General features: G+C 43.0%; 19 protein-coding genes. 2 read left to right on the forward strand and 17 right to left on the reverse strand.

What is annotated here, in order from left to right; translation table 11 throughout:
• Positions 1–12: 12 nt before the first annotated feature.
• The 8 genes from flgM to degS form a co-directional block, all read right to left on the reverse strand.
• Positions 13–279 (reverse strand): flagellar biosynthesis anti-sigma factor FlgM, encoded by a 267-nt coding sequence (gene flgM, locus WA325_RS13075; RefSeq protein ID WP_024123025.1) that lies wholly within the window; start codon positions 277–279, stop codon positions 13–15.
• 79 nt (positions 280–358) lie between these two features.
• Positions 359–778, reverse strand: coding sequence for a TIGR03826 family flagellar region protein (locus WA325_RS13080; RefSeq protein ID WP_305935021.1), 420 nt, complete (start codon positions 776–778; stop codon positions 359–361).
• 73 nt (positions 779–851) lie between these two features.
• Positions 852–1,574 (reverse strand): double zinc ribbon domain-containing protein, encoded by a 723-nt coding sequence (locus tag WA325_RS13085; RefSeq protein WP_142391634.1) that lies wholly within the window; start codon positions 1,572–1,574, stop codon positions 852–854.
• Entirely contained in the window at positions 1,538–1,834 is a 297-nt protein-coding gene (locus WA325_RS13090; RefSeq protein WP_105954019.1) for a late competence development ComFB family protein, read from the reverse strand. The genes WA325_RS13085 and WA325_RS13090 overlap by 37 nt, the downstream gene beginning before the upstream one ends.
• Positions 1,835–1,890: 56 nt before the next feature.
• Positions 1,891–3,285 carry an ATP-dependent helicase ComFA gene (gene comFA / locus WA325_RS13095; protein WP_105954020.1) on the reverse strand — a complete coding sequence of 465 codons (1,395 nt, stop codon included), beginning with the start codon at positions 3,283–3,285 and terminating at the stop codon, positions 1,891–1,893.
• 106 nt (positions 3,286–3,391) lie between these two features.
• Positions 3,392–4,237 (reverse strand): DegV family protein, encoded by an 846-nt coding sequence (locus tag WA325_RS13100; RefSeq protein WP_105954021.1) that lies wholly within the window; start codon positions 4,235–4,237, stop codon positions 3,392–3,394.
• Positions 4,238–4,333: 96 nt separating this feature from the next.
• Complete coding sequence (gene degU / locus WA325_RS13105) at positions 4,334–5,023, reverse strand: two-component system response regulator DegU (protein WP_003219701.1); 690 nt, start codon at positions 5,021–5,023, stop codon at positions 4,334–4,336.
• Positions 5,024–5,105: 82 nt separating this feature from the next.
• On the reverse strand, positions 5,106–6,263 hold the full coding sequence (gene degS, locus WA325_RS13110) for a two-component sensor histidine kinase DegS (RefSeq protein ID WP_024123030.1): 1,158 nt from the start codon (positions 6,261–6,263) through the stop codon (positions 5,106–5,108).
• 216 nt (positions 6,264–6,479) lie between these two features.
• On the opposite strand from degS, the gene WA325_RS13115 reads away from it, so the two are divergent.
• Positions 6,480–7,133 carry a YigZ family protein gene (locus WA325_RS13115; protein ID WP_044159478.1) on the forward strand — a complete coding sequence of 218 codons (654 nt, stop codon included), beginning with the start codon at positions 6,480–6,482 and terminating at the stop codon, positions 7,131–7,133.
• The gene (locus WA325_RS13120) at positions 7,133–8,311 is read left to right on the forward strand and encodes an LCP family protein (RefSeq protein WP_336183747.1); all 1,179 of its coding nucleotides are present in this window, start codon (positions 7,133–7,135) and stop codon (positions 8,309–8,311) included. Before WA325_RS13115 ends, WA325_RS13120 begins: the two co-directional genes overlap by 1 nt.
• 70 nt (positions 8,312–8,381) lie before the next feature.
• Here the strand turns inward: WA325_RS13120 and WA325_RS13125 are convergent, their stop codons facing one another.
• From WA325_RS13125 to WA325_RS13165, 9 genes are all read right to left on the reverse strand, one after another.
• Positions 8,382–9,458, reverse strand: a complete 1,077-nt coding sequence (locus WA325_RS13125; protein ID WP_105990885.1) for a glycosyltransferase family 4 protein — start codon at positions 9,456–9,458, stop codon at positions 8,382–8,384.
• Between the two features lie 143 nt (positions 9,459–9,601).
• On the reverse strand, positions 9,602–10,792 hold the full coding sequence (tuaH, locus tag WA325_RS13130) for a teichuronic acid biosynthesis protein TuaH (protein WP_336183776.1): 1,191 nt from the start codon (positions 10,790–10,792) through the stop codon (positions 9,602–9,604).
• 28 nt (positions 10,793–10,820) lie between these two features.
• On the reverse strand, positions 10,821–11,579 hold the full coding sequence (gene tuaG, locus WA325_RS13135) for a teichuronic acid biosynthesis protein TuaG (RefSeq protein ID WP_044159485.1): 759 nt from the start codon (positions 11,577–11,579) through the stop codon (positions 10,821–10,823).
• A gap of 23 nt (positions 11,580–11,602) precedes the next feature.
• The gene (gene tuaF, locus WA325_RS13140) at positions 11,603–12,283 is read right to left on the reverse strand and encodes a teichuronic acid biosynthesis protein TuaF (RefSeq protein ID WP_105954022.1); all 681 of its coding nucleotides are present in this window, start codon (positions 12,281–12,283) and stop codon (positions 11,603–11,605) included.
• Positions 12,284–12,312: 29 nt separating this feature from the next.
• The gene (gene tuaE, locus WA325_RS13145) at positions 12,313–13,779 is read right to left on the reverse strand and encodes a teichuronic acid biosynthesis protein TuaE (RefSeq protein ID WP_336183748.1); all 1,467 of its coding nucleotides are present in this window, start codon (positions 13,777–13,779) and stop codon (positions 12,313–12,315) included.
• Positions 13,780–13,863: 84 nt separating this feature from the next.
• Positions 13,864–15,249, reverse strand: coding sequence for a UDP-glucose 6-dehydrogenase TuaD (gene tuaD / locus WA325_RS13150; RefSeq protein WP_105954136.1), 1,386 nt, complete (start codon positions 15,247–15,249; stop codon positions 13,864–13,866).
• Positions 15,250–15,310: 61 nt separating this feature from the next.
• Positions 15,311–16,480 carry a teichuronic acid biosynthesis protein TuaC gene (gene tuaC, locus WA325_RS13155; RefSeq protein ID WP_105954024.1) on the reverse strand — a complete coding sequence of 390 codons (1,170 nt, stop codon included), beginning with the start codon at positions 16,478–16,480 and terminating at the stop codon, positions 15,311–15,313.
• Positions 16,477–17,928 (reverse strand): teichuronic acid biosynthesis protein TuaB, encoded by a 1,452-nt coding sequence (gene tuaB, locus WA325_RS13160; protein ID WP_105954137.1) that lies wholly within the window; start codon positions 17,926–17,928, stop codon positions 16,477–16,479. The genes tuaC and tuaB overlap by 4 nt, the downstream gene beginning before the upstream one ends.
• Positions 17,929–17,977: 49 nt before the next feature.
• Complete coding sequence (locus WA325_RS13165; RefSeq protein ID WP_024123040.1) at positions 17,978–18,634, reverse strand: sugar transferase; 657 nt, start codon at positions 18,632–18,634, stop codon at positions 17,978–17,980.
• Positions 18,635–18,656 lie beyond the last annotated feature (22 nt).

Consider the following 18,656-nt stretch of genomic DNA (forward strand, 5'->3'; position numbering starts at 1 on the left):
CTTTCTCCTTTTTTACTGCTTTTTATAAAAATTAATTATATTTTTTGCTATATGATTTGCGTCTATTTTGTATGACCCGTTTTCAATTTGCGCTTTTAGCTGCGCGATTTTTTCCTGGCGTGAACCAGTGACTGCGTCGGATGCATTTTGCAGCTCTTTAGCCTGCGATGAAATTTCGATTTTATCTTTAGGCTGTGCAGCATTTTTTTGCACTGCTTGCTTTTCGTAATTTTTTTGGTATGGATTAACGGATTGTGTTCCAAATTGATTGATTTTCATAGGATTCCTCTCGCTTTCCGTTGCAGTCTTTAAACAATCTAACCCTTTTATCGACTGCGTTTTCAGTTAGTTTAGGGAATCAGCTGTTTTTGGTATTATAGGCATAGTATGTGTCTTTTTTACTATTTTCCCGTTCTGTTTTCAATGCGGATTCTTGGTTCAGATGATCTATTTGATCCTTTATATCGGACTGGCAAGCCTTGCAGATCTTGCCTTCCCTAATCGATGTCCCGCACCTTTCACAAGGGTATGCCAAATTCGGCAGATGAGTGATTTGGATTCGCTTTTGCCTGATGAATTTTAAAATCAGCTCTTCCTCCACACCTGTTTCCTTAGTTATGCGGCTCAGTGTTGATTGCCTGTTTTCCTGTTTCCTTAAAAATTTATAGACAGTCTCAAATGATTTTTCTTCTTCCTTAATACACGCCTGACACACGGTTTGCAGCTTTGTTTTTAAAAATAAAGCATTGCATTTCGGACAATTCGCCAGTTCACCCATCATGTTTACTCCTTATTCATTAATATGCCTGCAGTAATTTCTAGACATTATATCGGCACAAAAATTGAATCATTTAGCTTCTCACTAAGGTAAAAGATGACACAGAACCAGCTTTGCCTTTCTCCAATAAACAGCGGGCAGCATAGTGCAAAGTGGCGCCCGTAGTATAAAGATCGTCGATTAAAACGATATCCATACCCTCAACGGAGCTGTTTTTTGTTTCGAAAACATGCTCTGAAAGCAGGCGCTCCGTTTTCTTTTTCTTAGACTGCTTTTCATTATTCAGGCGGATGAGAGGATTGAGGATGGGCCGGTTTAAGCATTCAGCAAGCATTTGTGACTGGTTAAAGCCGCGTTCTGCTTTCCGTTCTTCGCTTAACGGAATGGGAACGAGCACAAGGCGTTTATCTGGATAGACAGCAGAGAATTCTGAGGAAAAGTCATTTTTAAAAGCGCTTATTATCGCTGCATCTCCCCTGAATTTCATTCGGGCGAGCGTTTCTTTCATCATGTCATTATATAAGTAAACAGAACGGTTTTGACTGAGCCTTAAGCCGTCATCTATTCTTGATTTCCATGCCTCGCAATCCGCGCACACTTCATGAGCGGTTTGAGGCCTGCCGCAAAGCGGACAGATGGCCCCTTTGATGATCTGTAATTTGTTTCTGCAGGACTGACAGATCCTGTCATCAGGTTTTAATAAGAATAGTGAGCACCAAGAGACAGCTTGAGAAAATTGTGAATCACATAATAGACAGATCAGTTTTTTAGAGCCTCCTCCTGTCTCGTTTCGCATTGATCACTCGGATTCCCCGATACCACAGCAGCTGATTCAGCCAAAATCACAAGCATAGCCGTGTTTTTCTGTTTATCTACCAGCTCAGCTTTCGTATATGCAATCTTTTTTAAATCAGTGACGTAAGCTGGTCTTACTTGGTTTAAAGAAAGTGCAAGTACATCATTTTTGCATACTTGGCAAGTGCAGGTCATATGAAGCTGACCCATATATCGGTCAAGAAGTTCTTGCATCATGATTTCTTTTGAATTGACAAGCATTTTTACAGCTCCTCATTAGTTATATGAGTATACTGTATCATGTTTTTAAATATTAACTAGTCTATCAATTTATTTTTTAAAGCCAATTCATTCATTATTTTTATATGTTTTCTAGCCTCTATCATACTCTTTGTTTTTCCGAAGTGAAAATAAATGACATCGCCGTCTGCATGTTCTTTATGCCGTCCTGTCCTTCCCGCGATTTGCACAAGCGCGCTTTCCGTAAAAATGGGCGATTCTGCCCCTAAGATGCCTGTTTGGACCATAGGAACTGTGACACCTCTTTCCAATATTGTTGTTGTGATTAACAGATCAAACTGACCGTCTCGAAATTGCTGCACTTTTTCTTTTCTGAGCTTATCTTCCGCATGTACAGCCGCTGTTCGATAATTCATGTTTTTAAAACAGGAAGCAGCTTTTACCAGATCAGAAATGGAAGGAACAAATAAAAAAACGGGCTTTCCTTCTTTCACATGCTGTTCTATCCATCTTTTTACTGCATTTGGGATTTTGTTTCGGGTTAATTTCTTTTTCCAGTTTCCGCACCACTGAAAGCGCGGTTCAGGCAATGGTTTCCGATGGTATCTGGCCGGTATGCGAACGGATTTTAACTCACCTTTATACGTTTTTCTTTTTAATTCTTTAGGAGGTGTTGCACTTAGATAAACAAGAGTGCTGTTTTTCTTTCTCGCTTTTTGAACAGCGAATTGAAGAGTTTGATCAGCGGAATATGGAAAAGCATCCACTTCATCAACGATCATGACGTCGAATGCGTCTTTATAGCGCAAAAGCTGATGGGTTGTGGAAATCATAAGCGGAGATAAACGCCCTTTGTCATCACTTCCTCCGTATAGAGCTGAAATATCAGCACCCTGAAATGCAGCCTTCAGTCTCGGAGCAAGCTCTAATACAACATCGGTGCGCGGGGTCGCTATACAAACACGCAGTCTTAGATTTAATGCCGATTCTATACCCGGGAATAATAATTCAGTTTTACCTGCGCCGCAAACAGCCCAAATAAGGAGCTCTTCTTGCTTCGAAATTGCTTCAATTAAGACGTCAGCGGCCTTTTGCTGTCCGCTTGAAAGCTTTCCATCCCAAGTCAGTTTTATAGGCTTCCAGTTTGCCTCTGCCTCCTTGCGCCAGGAATATAAAGAAACATCCTCACTCACTCTGCCCATCATGACACAAGAGCGGCAGTATACTTTATCTTCTCCTGATGAATGATACGAAGAAAAATACTGTTGATAATTTTGACCGCATCTATTGCATCTATATCCCCATTTATTTTTTGATATAGACTCCTCGGCAGATATATAACCATGCTCGATATGCCAATCAATGATCTCGTCAGAAAATGGGATTTCTGTTCTAAGCAGATGACGGCCCTGAAGCTGCTGCTGCAGTTCTTTAGAGAATAGGCTGTTCGATTCTGATGTCTTAGTCTGCATAGTACGGCCTCCTTGCGAGATATTATGCCGGAATGAAAATAATCTGTCTAACAGCTAAAAAAAGAATATAAAAAAATCTCCGCTTCTAAAACGGAGATTTCATCATTTATTTAAAACACCAGCAGATTCCTATTGCACCTTCACCAAGATGAGTGCCTATAACCGCACCAAAGTAGCTGTTATAAAATTCAACATGCGGATATTTTGCAGAGAGCTCTTCAATAGTACTCGATGCTTCTTCTTCTCGATTAGCGTGAATAACGGCAGCTTTCATCGGGATGCCCTTACTCGCGTCTTCATCTAAAAGCTCGTAAATCCGTGAAATTGCTTTTTTGCGTGTGCGGATCTTCTCAAAAGGCACAATTACCTTATTGTCAAAATGCAGAATAGGCTTTACCTTGAGAAGACTCCCAATAAAGGCTTGAGCACTGCTTAATCGTCCGCCTCGCTGAAGATGTGTTAAATCATCCACCATAAAATATGCCCGAACGGTTTTTTTCATTCCTTCCAGTTCTTTCATAATATCTTCCGGCGATGACGCTCCATTTCTGATCAATTCAGCTGCTTTCAGAGCATAAAAACCTTGAGCCAGACAGCTAATCTCTGAGTCAAACGGGTATACTTCAATATTATCGACCATTGTATTCGCTGCAGCTGCACTGCTGAACGTTCCGCTAATTCCGCTAGAAAGATGAATACTGATCACCGCATCATATGACTTGCCGAGCTCTTCATACAAAGCAACCAGCTCGCCGATCGCAGGCTGAGAAGTGGATGGAAGCTCTGTATGCTTTTTCACTTCTTGGTAAAAGCTTTTCCAGTCCATTTCTGTTTCTTCATGATATGTTTCATCCCCAAAAACAACCTGGAGAGGAATCATGTGTATATGATTTTGTTCACGCATTTCTTTGGGAATATATGCCGTACTATCTGTTACTACTGCAATATTCATAGCTTCGTTACCTGCCTTATCACTTTATGACTCTATTGTAAGGGAAACAGAAGCCTAAAAAAAGACCTGCCTCAAAAAGGCAAGTCCAATTTCATGCTATCTCATTTCTACCCAACCATTTTTAATGGCGACCACCACGGCTTGCGTCCGGTCGTTTACATTCATTTTTTGTAAGATATTGCTGACATGGTTTTTAACAGTTTTTTCACTGATAAACAATGATTCACCGATGCCGCGGTTGCTTTTTCCGTCTGCAAGCATTTGCAGCACTTCACATTCCCGTCTTGTTAAGATATGTAATGGTCTGCGAATCTCTGGATAGACCTCATGCTGAGGATGAGCAGAAACTCCGCTTGTTGCAAGACGTCGGAATTCGTTTACGAGGTTGTGAGTAACCTTCGGGTGAAGGTAAGAACCGCCCTCGGCAACTACTTTAACCGCTTCAATTAGTGTATCAGCATCCATCTCTTTCAGCAGATAACCTCTTGCACCTGTTTTCAGGGCATGTGTTACATAATTCTCGTCATCGTGAATTGATAGAATAATTACTTTAGATTCAGGATACAGCTCTACAAGCTGCTTTGTAGCTTCCACGCCATTTACGTTCGGCATATTGATATCCATGATCACGACATCAGGATGATAGTGCTCAACGATACGAGCCGCTTCATCTCCGTCGTCTCCTTCCGCTACCACTTCAAAGGTAGGTTCAAAATCCAATATCCGCTTAACACCTTCACGAAATAACTGATGGTCGTCGATAATAACAATGTTTACTTTAGTCACAAGCCACGCCTCCTTGTATTATTGTTCTATATACTCTGGTATTCGGTCAATATGCCTTTTGGCTCTATTTTACAAATCATAGTCAAAGAGATAACGGAACCTTAATCATGATAAATGTCCCAAGACCTATTTTTGAATCTATAGTCATGGTCCCTTCCAATAAATCTACTCTTTCTTTCATTCCAAGCAAGCCGAATGATTTGTTTTTCTTCTCTTTCGCTTCCTTCAGGTCAAATCCTTTGCCGTTATCTTTTATCATTAAAATTACAAAATCCTTTGTAATCTCAACTTTGACTGTAATTTCTTCAGATCCAGAATGCTTTAACGCATTGGATACAGCTTCCTGTGCGAGTCTGAAGAGCGCAACTTCAAACTGAGGCGCGAGTCGTTTGTCCTCCGTATCGCCGATGCACTGAAAATGTATTTTCACCTTACCGTTATATTCTTCGGTTGTATATAGATATTTCCGCAAAGTTGGAATCAGGCCTAGGTCATCAAGGGCCATCGGTCTTAAATCATATATAATCCGTCTCACTTCGTAAAGAGCATTCCGCACATTTTGGCGGAGATTTTTGATTTCCTGGAATCCGTCTTCAGCGCCTCGGTCTCGGAAAATCCGTTCAATTAATTCCGATCTCATCATAACATTTGCCAGCATTTGTGCAGGGCCGTCGTGAATTTCTCTCGAGACTCTTTTTCTCTCTTCTTCCTGCGCTTCAATAATTCTCAAGCCAAAATCCTGTTTTGCCTGCGCATCGGCAAGAAGCAGCCCAACCTCCCGAAGATCCTGATTCAGATAGTTCAGCACGACCGTAATCTGGCTCACTAGTGATTCTGAGCGTTCGATGATTTCCTGAAGGCCTAACAGTCTGCGTTCCAAATCGTCCCGGCGTTCGCGCAATTGCTTTTCACGCTGCTGGATCATCGTCAGTTCTACTTGCAGCTTATGGGCTTTTTCATAAGCATTGCGGATTTCTTCTTCACTGAATCTATGAAAATTGCGGCTGACCTCGGATAAACGGTTTCGCGCATGGCGGGTTTGCACTTCAAGTTTATCACCAAGCTCGATGACTTCATAAACCTGCTGTTTAATTTGTTTCAATTCTTCGACCAGCTGTTCATACTGCTGGCGTGACTGCTCCCCGATTTGAAAAACCTCATCCTTGCTCCCGTCAACGGTTTTCAGCATCTTCATCAAAATAGAATCCAGAACTTTGGAATCCATCTTTGTTTTATTCATAATTTCCCTCCGTCACGGTGTTGTCATATATTTTTATTATAAATGTAATTGATCTGCAAATTGTGTCGAATTATAATGAAAGAATGCGTATATTCTAGAAAAAAACAATTTTATGTACCTTCTTACTCTTTATGATAACAAAATACGCACAAAAATTCTAAAGACTGTACGAATTTGTATAGGCGGTCTTTTATGCTTAGCAGGGGGTCAGCAAGCATGCTGCACAGCTATTTTACTGTGAAAGAAGCAGGAGAACACGAGATTGTTATAGAAAAATCGCGTTTTATCTGTCATTTAAGCCGTGTTTCTACCGAACAAGAAGCACAGGAATTTATACAGAAAATAAAGAAACAGCACTGGAATGCAACTCATAATTGCTCAGCTTACGTAATTGGCGAAAACGATCATATCCAAAAAGCCAATGATGACGGAGAACCGAGCGGCACCGCAGGAGTACCTATGCTCGAGGTGCTAAAAAAACGCGGACTTAAGGATACTTGTGCTGTTGTTACGCGTTACTTCGGCGGCATAAAGCTGGGAGCAGGCGGTTTAATCCGCGCTTATGGGAAGTCAGTGTCTGAAGGATTAAACCATATAGGTGTTGTAGAACGGAAGCTTATGAGGGTTATGCATACTTCCGCAGATTATACTTGGCTTGGCAAGATTGAAAATGAATTAAGGGAATCACCTTTTCTATTAAAAGAAATTCATTATGCAGAAAACGTAGAATTCGAAGCATATGTAGAAGAAAAAGAAACACAATCGTTTTCTGAGTGGATGACAGAGTTAACAAATGGAAAAAGTGATATTACAGAGGGAGAGTTGACGTATCTTGAAAAAGCCGTCAATCACATAAAGGAGACTGAATAATGGCTGAACGCGTTAGAGTGCGTGTGCGCAAAAAGAAAAAGAGCAAACGCAGAAAAATTTTAAAAAGGATTATGTTGTTGTTCGTCCTTGCATTATTGGTAGTTGTAGGTCTCGGAGGATATAAACTATATAAAACCATTAACGCTGCGGATGATTCATACGATGCGCTTTCCCGCGGAGATAAATCAAATCTTCGCAGTGAAGTTGTAGATATGAAGAAAAAACCATTTTCTATTTTATTTATGGGAATCGAAGATTACGCGACAAAAGGACAAAAAGGGAGATCTGACTCTCTTATTGTAGTTACCCTTGATCCAAAAAATAAAACCATGAAAATGCTGAGCATTCCGCGCGATACACGTGTGCAATTAGCAAGTGACACAACCGGCAGCAAAACAAAGATCAATTCCGCTTACAGCAAAGGCGGAAAAGATGAGACTGTTGAAACTGTTGAAAACTTCTTGCAAATCCCAATCGATAAATATGTAACAGTCGATTTTGACGGATTTAAAGATGTTATTAATGAAGTTGGCGGTATTGATGTAGATGTACCTTTCGACTTTGATGAAAAAAGCGATGTGGACGAAAGCAAACGGATTTATTTCAAAAAAGGCGAGATGCATTTAAATGGCGAAAAAGCCTTGGCGTATGCCCGCATGAGAAAACAGGATAAACGCGGAGATTTCGGCCGTAATGACAGACAGAAACAAATTTTAAACGCGTTGATCGATCGGATGTCCAGCGCAAGCAATATTGCAAAAATTGATAAAATCGCAGAAACAGCCAGTGAAAACGTTGAAACCAATATTCGCATTACTGAAGGTTTAGCCTTACAGCAAATTTACAGCGGCTTTACCAGCAAGAAAATTGACACGCTGTCAATTACTGGTTCTGATTTGTATTTAGGGCCTAACAACACGTATTATTTTGAACCGGATGCTGCGAATCTGGAAAACGTCAGAAAAACGCTTCAAGAACATCTAGATTATGTTCCTGATACGAGCAGTTCAAGCACTGACAGCTCCAGTACTGATGGCTCAACATCAGACAGCACTGGCAGTTCAAGCACTGACGGAAGCACTGCAACAGACGGCACTACGAGCGGAAGCGGCTACACAAATGACAGCAGCACAAACTCAAACGGCACAACAAATTCAACAACTGACTCATCTTATTGAAAAAAAGCCCGGTCCTTTAACGGATCGGGTTTTTTTCGCAGAAAAAACACCGGTTCTATGAGCCGGTGTTTTAATTTCTTTTCACAAGACGTTTATAGAATTTTGTAAATGGCTTAAAGCGTTCATTCACGAGTCCCGTAACTTCTGCTATTATTTGCATAAATATAATTAAGATAAAGATAATAAACAGGGAAAGCCAAATTGTAGCGCTTTTCAGCACGATAGCACTGATGCTGAAAATAAATCCAATCAGATAGATGACAATGACCGACATCCGATGTGAAAGGCCAAAGGCCATCAGCCTATGGTGAATATGTGATTTATCGGGCGCTGAAATCGGCTGTTTGTTTAGTATCCGTCTTATGATTGCAAATGTTGTGTCAAAAATCGGCACGCCTAATATAATAATCGGAATGACAATACTAAACAATGTTACGCTTTTATACAGCCCTAACAATGAGAGAATGGAAATGACATACCCTAAAAACAGTGATCCCGTATCCCCCATAAAGATTTTTGCCGGATGAAAATTGTAGAACAAAAATCCGAGCGTACTTGCGATAACAACTAATGAAAGTGACAGAATGAGTATTTTTCCGCCAGATAGCGCCATAACTGCAATCGTGGACAGGCCGATAACAGAAAGACCTGCCGCAAGGCCGTCCAATCCGTCAATCAGGTTCATCGCGTTTGTGATGCCGACAATCCATAATACAGTCAGCGGATATGCCATCCAGCCCAATTCAAATCGTTCAGCTAAAAAAGGCACTGAGAAAAAGTCCATTTTTAAGCCTGTGCTTACAATCATAATAGCTACGCCTAATTGAATGATAAATTTAACTTTTGCGCTTAATTGATATTTATCGTCAAGAATTCCCAACACAATAATGATAAATGCCCCGACTGTGATAGCCGTCATTCTTGTTTCTGTGTATATACCGGATACAAGCACGCCTGTAACCACCCCGATAAATATGGCCAGCCCGCCCATTCGGGGCATGATTTTATCATGTACTTTTCGATTGCCGGGCTGATCAACTGCACCTATTTTAATCGCAATCCTTTTTACGATTGGGGTTATGATTAAAACCGTTAGCAGCGAGACAATAAACGCAACAACAATGCGAATCATGCGTTCGTCAAGCATAAAGAAGTCTCCTTTGGAATTATATGAAGTCTTTATTTATATAGAGAACCGTTCCTTCCATTATACCTTCTCCTTAGTTATTATAACAAGCTTCATCAAAAAGAAACACGTATAATCAAAAAACGCGCATCCCAATTAAAGGACTACGCATGTTTTTGAATACCTGTATATTTCATGATTTGTTTGAATAAAACATTCCAGTCTTGTGTGCGGGCAATGTTTCGCCGCATCTCTTTGTAAGTCTCGTCTCCGTCTTTTTCAAGCACTTTCTCGCACGCAGCTATAAAATCATTATGGTCATTGCCTTCCATATATTCGTAAATATACGTTTTTTGCATTTTAGAAGTTGACGGAAGGTTAGAGCCGACGACCGGCTTTCCTGCTGCTAAAAATTCAAATAGCTTAAGCGGGAAAACCGCTTGGTTATAGGATGACTTTTTATAAGGCATAATACCGACATCAATCAGTTCCATAAAGTGCGGAACTTCTTTCGGATCTGCCGGCCCCGTCCATATCACATTGGAAAGCTTCAAAAGCTCTTGAAACGCTGTGTCACCATTGGTGGCGTCCGGGCCGACCCATAAAAATGTCCAATCAGGTTTTCTCAGAGCTGCTTCTTCAATCAATTTAAAATCCAGCTTTGGTTTAATCCCGCCGATAAACCCCAGTACAGCCCCTTCTCTTCCCCGCAAGATGCTTCGATCGGGAACCGCTTTATGTTCTGAAAACAGGTCATATTCAACACCGTTTTCAACGGTATGAACCTTTTCTTGTCCCGCTGTCAGCTTTTTGTCAACTTCATTGTGCAGGTACTCCGATGAACAAGTAATGGAATCGGCACGCTCGATAATTCGCAGCTCCGCTGTTTTGATGACTTTCCGCCTGAACTCGGAAAGCATATTGGAACGTCCGCTGATCGGCGCCGCCCACAAGTCACTGCAATCATAAATCACCTGATCCCAAGGATACAGGGAAGATAGCAGCGGGAATCCGGGAAACGTGTACCATAAGCAGCAGCGTTCACCTCTGGCTGAAGCGGATTTCAGCTCTTCTAATAAAGGTGAGAGCTTATGCTTATAAAACACATCGGTATACCGTCCGAAGCGAAACATTTTCTTTTGCAGCAAGTCCTTTACGGCAAACTGCCGGATGCCGGATTGAACTTGCTGCAATTCCATCCTTTGGGTGCGCGGAGCCGGGCAGACCCAGATGACTTCCTTTGTTTCTTCCTGAGCAGCTAAAAATTCAGCCAATCGATGCCGTCTGTACCTCAATTGATCTTTTCCCCATTCAGCAGTAGCCACGATGACGTGAATCATTGCTTTTGTTTCCACCTTCATCACCTTTTCTCTCTGTTTGCGGTTACAGTCTTTTTTTCACCGCGTTTTTCGCATATTGAACAAAACACCATGTCGCTTTCATTAAATGGAGCCGTTCGATCTCTCTGTAGACAAACCATGTTTTTTTTGCAGCCTTCCATTTGTTGCTTGAAATCGAATTATTGACAAGCCGGTATTCAGCTAAACACTCATTCATTCCGTATGCTGTAAAACCCTTTTTTAAAAGAGACAGCCATGTTGCCAAGTCTTGCCTCGTTCTAATATTCGGCATTTGGATCTGTCCCGTCTGTTCCCTGTCAATCATCACCGTTAGACAGCCGATAATGGTATTTTTAAGAGCATCGTCATATGTCAGGCTTTCGGGAGCGTGAATGAATTTATCCATCGGCACCCCGTCCTGCGACATTAAACTGTAGCCTGTAAAGGAAAACGCACAGGACCGCTCCATCATAAAATTAAGCTGCTTTTTCAGTTTGTCTTTTTTCCATTTGTCATCACTGTCCAAAAATGCCACATAGCGTCCTTGGGCATGTTCCAGCGCTTTATTTCTTGCTATCGCGGCTCCGCTGTTCTCTTCCAGAAAGATCACATGAATTCTTTCATCTATCTTCTCATACTGCTTTAAAATGTCGCGTGTGCCGTCCGTTGAGCAATCGTCCACGATAATCATTTCCCAATGAGGGTGGCTCTGATCTAACACTGAATGAATCGTGTCTTCAATATAGTCACGCGCATTATAAGAAGGTGTAATGACAGATACGAGAGGTTTCCAGTTGGTCATGATCACATCTCCATCGTATGATTTTAAAAGGACTCTCTGAAAAATTCAGGAATGACAACGAACATAAAGGCAATCGTTATGCCGATCAGAACACCCAGAACCGCTTTCTTTTTCGGGGACATTCCTCCGCCTGATGCCTCACTTACGGTTTCAGAATCAACGGCACTGGCCGCTTTCAGATTAAGCTGTGTGTTTTTCAGCTCATACAAAAATCTTTCTTTATCCACCTTGGAATCCTCGCTCACCGATTCACCTTCCAGCGCGTCTAGGCTGCGGCGGATGACGGCTTCTCTTTCCTCAAACAGCTTTTGGTCGTTTTTGAGAAAGGTGGAGGAAACAGCGTTTAACACCGATTCGGTTCTTTCCTGATCCTGATCGGCATAGCTCAAAGACAGTAAAGACTTAGACTCCGATTTCACGGTGAGCTTCTCTTTGATCTCCGCAAGATCTTCATCTTTTTCGTCAGGAAGCGCCTCCTTCAAAAAAGCATCACTCCTCAGCAGGAGCGGAATCTCTTCTGTACTGTTATAAACCGGATGATCATAGCTCCCCACAGCTAAAGTAACCTCAGCTGTGTAACTCTTTTTATCCGCGATTTGGGACGGCAGTATATATCCCACCGCACCTAAAATAAGCGGCACTAATATAATCCAGATGATATTTTTCTTTATGCGCCGGGCTAATCTTATCACTATATCCTTCATATAAGTCTCCCTGCTTTTTTGTAGTCTGTTTACCGGTATATGGGCTCAAGCTGCTGCCTGGATCGCCTTAAGACATTCACCGCGGCGATGACGAGCGCCAGAAATACCCAATGGAAAAATAAATTTGAGACAGTGCTTGGGCTGATGCTGGATACCAGGAAACTGACCATAGCTGTGATGAGCCCTTCTGTGATCAGTTTTGACTGATTTTCCATTTTTCTTTCATAAAACTTGTAAAGCACCCACATCAGGTATAAATAAATGGCCAGATAGCCGAGCATGATAAGCAAGCCGAAGTTTGCCAGAATCTCTACCAGCCAATTGTGCACCTCTGTCACATTGTCAGTATCATATAAAGCATGATGCTCAAGATAATAAGACACATTTCCTGCGCCCACTCCGAATCCGTATGAGTCAAGGAAGAAGTGCCATGCGTTTTTTAACAGATTGGCTCTGGCCACATTGGACGGAAGCGTCTCATGGAATGAATGAGACGTCTGAGGAGCCAGGAACAGCTTCCAAAACACTGCGAAAATCCGGCTGGCAAAAAGAGCCGCAAAGACCGCAATTCCTGCTGCCGACAGCCAAATAGCGATTTTTTTCAGAACAGGCGGCAAGACAATAAACATGTAGACGGCTATTCCCGCAAAAACGCCCAGCAGGCTGGCTCTGGAACCAGTCGCAAAGATTAAATACAATGCACCAAGCGAGAGCACAAGGCCAATTCCCTTTAAGTAACCGTTCTTTATGTTTTTCACCATTGCGATGTAAAAAAAGAAACTGATCGACAAAAATGTCGCAAAATCATTTTGATTAAAGAAGACTGAGGTCGGATAATGCTGCTTATATTCCGGTCCGCTGTACAAAGTCGAACTCGGGAGATGATGATGCGTGATATGATTGTAAAAACCGATGATCATCAGAAATACTGTCATCACCAGCCAGATAGAATAAATAATCATCAAACGTTCCATTTTTTGCACATACATCACAATAAGATAAATAAAAAATATCCCCATCGCCAGCAGTGCTAAATATTTCAGACCGTCTGTAACTGATTTGGCCCATAGCAAGGAAACGAGGCCATATAAAAACCAAAAGGCGAAAAAGAGCAAAATCCCTTTTACTTGCAGCCCGTTCCACCTTTCAATATGTGTTCGGCTCCGCAGTACCCCCACAAGATGGAGGCAGCCGGCGGCAATGAGCAAAAGCCGATAAAGAAACAAACTAAAGAATCCAAGATGAATCGCGAAAAAAGCATTATTTAAAAAAGTGCAGGCAATCAAAATATAGATGACGGCCATAAACAGCTGTTCTTTTGTTGTAAATGATGCTGTAAGCGTCAGCGCAAACAGGCCGATAGCCAATACAGCGAGAACGGCAGCCATCTGCATAAGACCTGTATCTGTGCGGATGGCTCCCAGCAATAGGACGATCCCCAATATGACAGCGGCCAGTAACGCAAGCGTATGAACCGCTGAACGTTTGATACTCACATGCTTAACCCCTTTCCTGATGTTTCAGGAGCCGGCGGCCGAGCCTAAGCAGCCGGCACTTCAAACAAGTAACCCTTTTTCTTTTTATAAATTGACACTCCCCAAATCCTTAGCCAGTTCTTCCATTGGTAAAGCCGGAAAGTAGCGGTCGGAAGGTTCTGTTCCCCGAACCGCAGGACGGCCGATGGAGTGATAAATGTATCCCGCAGCCTGCATTTCTTCGAGTGAAAATATATTTCTGCCATCGATGATGATTGGCTGTTTTAAAAGCATTTTTGCTTTTACAAGCTCCATTTCTTTTACTTCCGGCCAATCGGTCAAAATAAGGCATGCGTCGGTTCCCTCCATCGCAGCATACACATCTGTGTAATACTCGGTCTGGTCGCCAAGGACTGCTGATGCCTCCGGAATGGCAATCGGATCATATGCTTTCACTTGTGCGCCCAGCTGCTGCAGCATTGGAATGATATCGAGAGCTGGAGCGGACCTCACATCGTTTGTATTCGGTTTGAAGGCCAATCCGAGCACGGAAATGGTTCTCCCTTTTATGCTTCCCATCACAGTTAAGAGCTTATCTACAATGTGAACGCGCTGCTTTTCATTTGTCTCAATGACGGCTTCTATGAGCTTAAATGGATAACCGGCCGTTTTGGCAATTTGAAGCAGTGCGGTTGTATCCTTAGGAAAGCAGGAGCCGCCAAACCCAATACCCGCTTTCAAGAACTTTCTGCCGATCCGGCTGTCGAGCCCGACGCCGTCAGCAACGTTTGAGACGTCCGCGCCGACTCGCTCGCAAATGTTCGCGATATCGTTAATAAACGAAATCTTTGTAGCCAAAAATGCATTTGCAGCATATTTAATCATCTCTGCACTTTCTAAATTCGTTTTAATAACAGGAGCATGAAAAGGCTGATGCAGTTCCTCTATGATGGAAGCGGCTTTATGACTGGTTGACCCAATGACGGCACGCTCCATATTCATCGTGTCATGAATCGCTGAGCCCTCCCGAAGAAATTCAGGGTTGGATACAACATCAAAGGAGTATCTTCCCTTCGAAGCTTTTTGAATGATAGATTGAACCAGTTTTCCGGTACCGACTGGGACTGTGCTTTTATTGACAATGATTTTGTAGCCGGTGAGATGTTCACCGATCGTTTTCGCAGCCGCTTTGACATACGTTAAATCAGCTTCGCCTGTTTTAGACATCGGGGTCCCGACTGCAATATAAATAATGTCTGATGCCCGAATGGCAGACGGAATATCGTTAGTAAAAGACAGACGCTGTTCTAACACATTTTTTTCAACTAAATCTGCAAGCCCTGGTTCATAGATTGGGATTACTCCGTTTTTCAGACTTCTGATTTTTGATTCGTTGATATCGCAGCAAATCACTTTATTTCCGATTTCCGCAAAGCAGGTGCCTGATACGAGTCCTACATATCCTGTTCCAATGACAGCAATTTTTTTCACAGCCCTCATCCCTCTCCTGTAAATTCATCTTCCTATTTATATTGGTCGCAGTTACTTACGATTAAACAGGTGTTGTCAGAACCATCTGATACTGATCATGCAGCGCCCTGGCATTTTTCCCGGCGTCATATTGAGTGTGAATGATTTGATATAATTCATCTGCCACTTCCGGCTGCCATATTTGATCTTGTGCGTATAAAGAGATCGTGTTTGCTAAGGCTTGAGCTGATTTCGGTTCAATCAGCAAATGCCGGTGCTTTCCGAATAATGAAGCCACTCCACCGACATCTGTACAGATGACAGGAACCCGCAGTGCCAGCGCCTCGATCACAACTGTCGGCATTCCTTCGCTATAAGAAGGGAGCACAAACATATCTGCGGCGAGCAAATACTCTCTCACCCTGTGATTCGGCACTTGGCCTGTTACAATATGTCCCTTTTGCATCAGCAAAGATTTTGCGGGGCCGTCTCCCACAAAAACAGCTCGAGGCGCTTCCTCCATCATCTCAATGGCTTCTGACAATTCAAAAATGCCTTTTTCCTTAACGAGCCTGCCCACATAGACAGCAAGGCGCTGGTCAAGCGGGAGCCCAAGGTTTTTTCTGATTTCTTCTTTTGTCTGATCATTTTCCTGAAAACGGCTGAGCTGTATGCCGATCGGCAAAACCGTACTGTCAAAGCCAGAAAGTTTTTTGGTTTCTTCCTGAAGCTTTTCGCTGACTGTAAGAACTGCGGATGCGGAACCAACCGCAGTTTTGAAGGCTTTAAACGCGCCTTTGCTGTAGTGAGGATAGACATTCACATCACTTCCATGCAAAGTTAAAATATACGGAATCCCGATTGTCTTTGACACGACTGCCGCAGCCCCGCCCGACGGCATAGCAAAGTGCGCATGGATCAGATCAGGGTTCAAGTCATGCTGTTTAATGGTTTTTAAAACAGCTGCCCCAATGCGCCCGTGTGGCTGGGCCCATTTCAGCTGGCCGGGAACAGCGGGATAGAAAGGCCGGTAAACCGGGATTCCTTTCCGTATCTCATATTCTGGTCTGGCATCCTTTTTTCGGTATACCTTTTTCAGCATACGGACAGGCGCAGGGTGAAAAGGTCTTGGACATATCACGGTGATATCCAGCCCGAGCTTCAGCAGCTCTTGCACCTGTGTTTCATGAAACACTCCCTCGCCGGGTTTCAGACTGCTTGGATATACGCTTGTGATCCACAAAATCTTCATGACAAACGTCCTTTTCTTAGTAGTTTGCTTTTCATCTGAGGGTACGCTTTACCCAAAAGAAAGAGATAGCAGAGCGCCCCGGCCGCCACCGAAATTGCCAGCCTCATTTCCGCCTGCATGCTGAAGCGTTCTGTTCCTAAACTCGCGCCGAATGCGATAACGGCCATACCCGCTGTGATCAGAAACGGCTTCATAACGGCTTTAAAATAAGCTGAAAGATTGAGCTTAATAACATATGCCAGCAGCCAGCGACCGATTAGAAAATTGAAAACGCTGATGACGGCATATACCCAAGCGACAGTCAGAAGATTGCCCGTCTGAACAGCTGCAAACAGCGACAAACCATACAGCAGCATGACGCCGGAGTCCCAATAAAAAGCCAAATCCGCCCTTCCTTTAGCAAGAAGCACAGAACCATTCGGATTCATCAGCACCCTGAGTATCCCGACGATGGCAAGAACATTCAGAACAGGGACAGCAGCAAGCCATTTTTCTCCGAAAACAGCTGCGATAAAGGCGTCTGACACGGATACGAGCCCGATTAACAGCGGGAACGATACAAGCGCAAGCATTTTTGTCATATTCAGAAAGCCTTCTCTGATCACGCTGTTTTCGTATTTGTTTTTGGCGAAAATGGGAAACGCGACCCGTGTCACAATCGGATTAATTTTCAAAACCGGAATGGTGACAATCTGGTAGGCAAGATTATAAATGCCCAGCGCTTCGGCACCGATAAACCGGCCGATTAAGATCATATCGATGTTCGCTCCCAGCCTGTTCACAAGACGGGATGAAAGCTGAAAGGCTCCAAAGGAGAAGAACTCTTTCATTCCCCTTAGATCAAAAACAAAGGATGGACGCCATTTTTTTTGGTATACAGCCCAGAATAAAATCCCTTTACTGGACTGCAGCAGCACCTGAGAAACCACGTACGCCAAAATCGCATCCGTCATAAAAACCGCTATCGCTAAATATCCGAAGGACAATACATTTGAAAAAATCTCTATTTTGCTTAACGTATTAAATTGCAGCTCCTTCTGCAGCATATACTGGTACTGCTGTCCGATCGGAGCTACCAAAAACATAATCCCCAAAATCCTGATGAGAAACACTAGCTCTTCTCTTTGATAAAATCCCGCAATGACGGGACTGCACACATATAAAAGCACAAACAGCAAAATGCCGGTCATAATGTTCAGCCAATACAATGTTGACAGCTGGCGCTCCGTGGCGTCATCTCTTTGAATTAACGCGGCGCCAAAACCCATATCAAGCACAATCTGGGCGAATATTGTAACCGTTGTGATCATGCCGACGAGTCCAAATTCCGTTAAGGTCATCATATTTCCAAGCAAGGCAAACTGAACGATTTGAATGATTGTAATACAGATTGTTGAAACACTTGTCCACTTTGCGCCGCTCATGATTTGTTTTGTAATACTTGGCATCATATTCCCTACTTCTTTTTAAGCTCAGTTTGATGGCGAATGCAGATGTTTATCTTGCACCATCACCTGTCAAGACTACTTTACAAGTTTTTAACATAATTTTTAATTCCAACATGAAAGTCAGATTGCGAATGTAATATAAATCAAATATAAGCTTTTCCTTCGGCGTCATGTCGTAACCGCCGTTCACCTGCGCCCAGCCGCTCAATCCCGGTTTGACAGCCAGACGCTGTGTAAACCCCGGAATCTCATTCTGGAACTTTTCCGTAAACACTGGACGTTCCGGGCGAGGTCCAATCATGCTCATATCGCCTTTCAGCACATTAAACAGCTGAGGAAGCTCGTCAATTCGCGTTCTTCTGATAAATGCTCCAATTCGTGTCACCCGCGGATCCTGCTTCTGCGCCCAAACCGCCCCAGACTTCTCGGCATCTATTTTCATGGAACGAAGCTTATAAAGCTTAAAAGGTTTCCCGCCTTTTCCTACACGCTCCTGCGTATAGATGGCAGGCCCCGGCGTCTCCAAACAAATCAATATTGAAAATACCGCAATCATTGGCAGCGCAACCACCAATCCAATCAGCGCAAACCAAATATCCATCACGCGCTTTACTGCCAAATAACGAGCCGTTTTTTCAGATAATGCAAATGATGCTTGCTGCACTGAGAATTCGCGACTCACATTCATGCTTTTTTCTGCACCCACTGACACACACCTCACGATTTGT

Origin of the sequence: Bacillus sp. 205(2023), from assembly GCF_037027485.1 — a bacterium.
In the GTDB taxonomy this organism is placed as follows: Bacteria; Bacillota; Bacilli; order Bacillales; family Bacillaceae; genus Bacillus; species Bacillus halotolerans.

Excerpts from the sequence above, each read along its gene's own strand:
- flgM (WP_024123025.1), bottom strand. The coding sequence starts at position 279 with ATGAAAATCAATCAATTTGGAACACAATCCGTTAATCCATACCAAAAA.
- WA325_RS13080 (WP_305935021.1), bottom strand. The coding sequence starts at position 778 with ATGGGTGAACTGGCGAATTGTCCGAAATGCAATGCTTTATTTTTAAAA.
- WA325_RS13085 (WP_142391634.1), bottom strand. The coding sequence starts at position 1,574 with ATGCGAAACGAGACAGGAGGAGGCTCTAAAAAACTGATCTGTCTATTA.
- WA325_RS13090 (WP_105954019.1), bottom strand. The coding sequence starts at position 1,834 with ATGCTTGTCAATTCAAAAGAAATCATGATGCAAGAACTTCTTGACCGA.
- comFA (WP_105954020.1), bottom strand. The coding sequence starts at position 3,285 with ATGCAGACTAAGACATCAGAATCGAACAGCCTATTCTCTAAAGAACTG.
- WA325_RS13100 (WP_105954021.1), bottom strand. The coding sequence starts at position 4,237 with ATGAATATTGCAGTAGTAACAGATAGTACGGCATATATTCCCAAAGAA.
- degS (WP_024123030.1), bottom strand. The coding sequence starts at position 6,263 with ATGAATAAAACAAAGATGGATTCCAAAGTTCTGGATTCTATTTTGATG.
- WA325_RS13115 (WP_044159478.1), top strand. The coding sequence starts at position 6,480 with ATGCTGCACAGCTATTTTACTGTGAAAGAAGCAGGAGAACACGAGATT.
- WA325_RS13120 (WP_336183747.1), top strand. The coding sequence starts at position 7,133 with ATGGCTGAACGCGTTAGAGTGCGTGTGCGCAAAAAGAAAAAGAGCAAA.
- WA325_RS13125 (WP_105990885.1), bottom strand. The coding sequence starts at position 9,458 with ATGCTTGACGAACGCATGATTCGCATTGTTGTTGCGTTTATTGTCTCG.
- tuaG (WP_044159485.1), bottom strand. The coding sequence starts at position 11,579 with ATGACCAACTGGAAACCTCTCGTATCTGTCATTACACCTTCTTATAAT.
- tuaF (WP_105954022.1), bottom strand. The coding sequence starts at position 12,283 with ATGAAGGATATAGTGATAAGATTAGCCCGGCGCATAAAGAAAAATATC.
- tuaC (WP_105954024.1), bottom strand. The coding sequence starts at position 16,480 with ATGAAGATTTTGTGGATCACAAGCGTATATCCAAGCAGTCTGAAACCC.
- tuaB (WP_105954137.1), bottom strand. The coding sequence starts at position 17,928 with ATGCCAAGTATTACAAAACAAATCATGAGCGGCGCAAAGTGGACAAGT.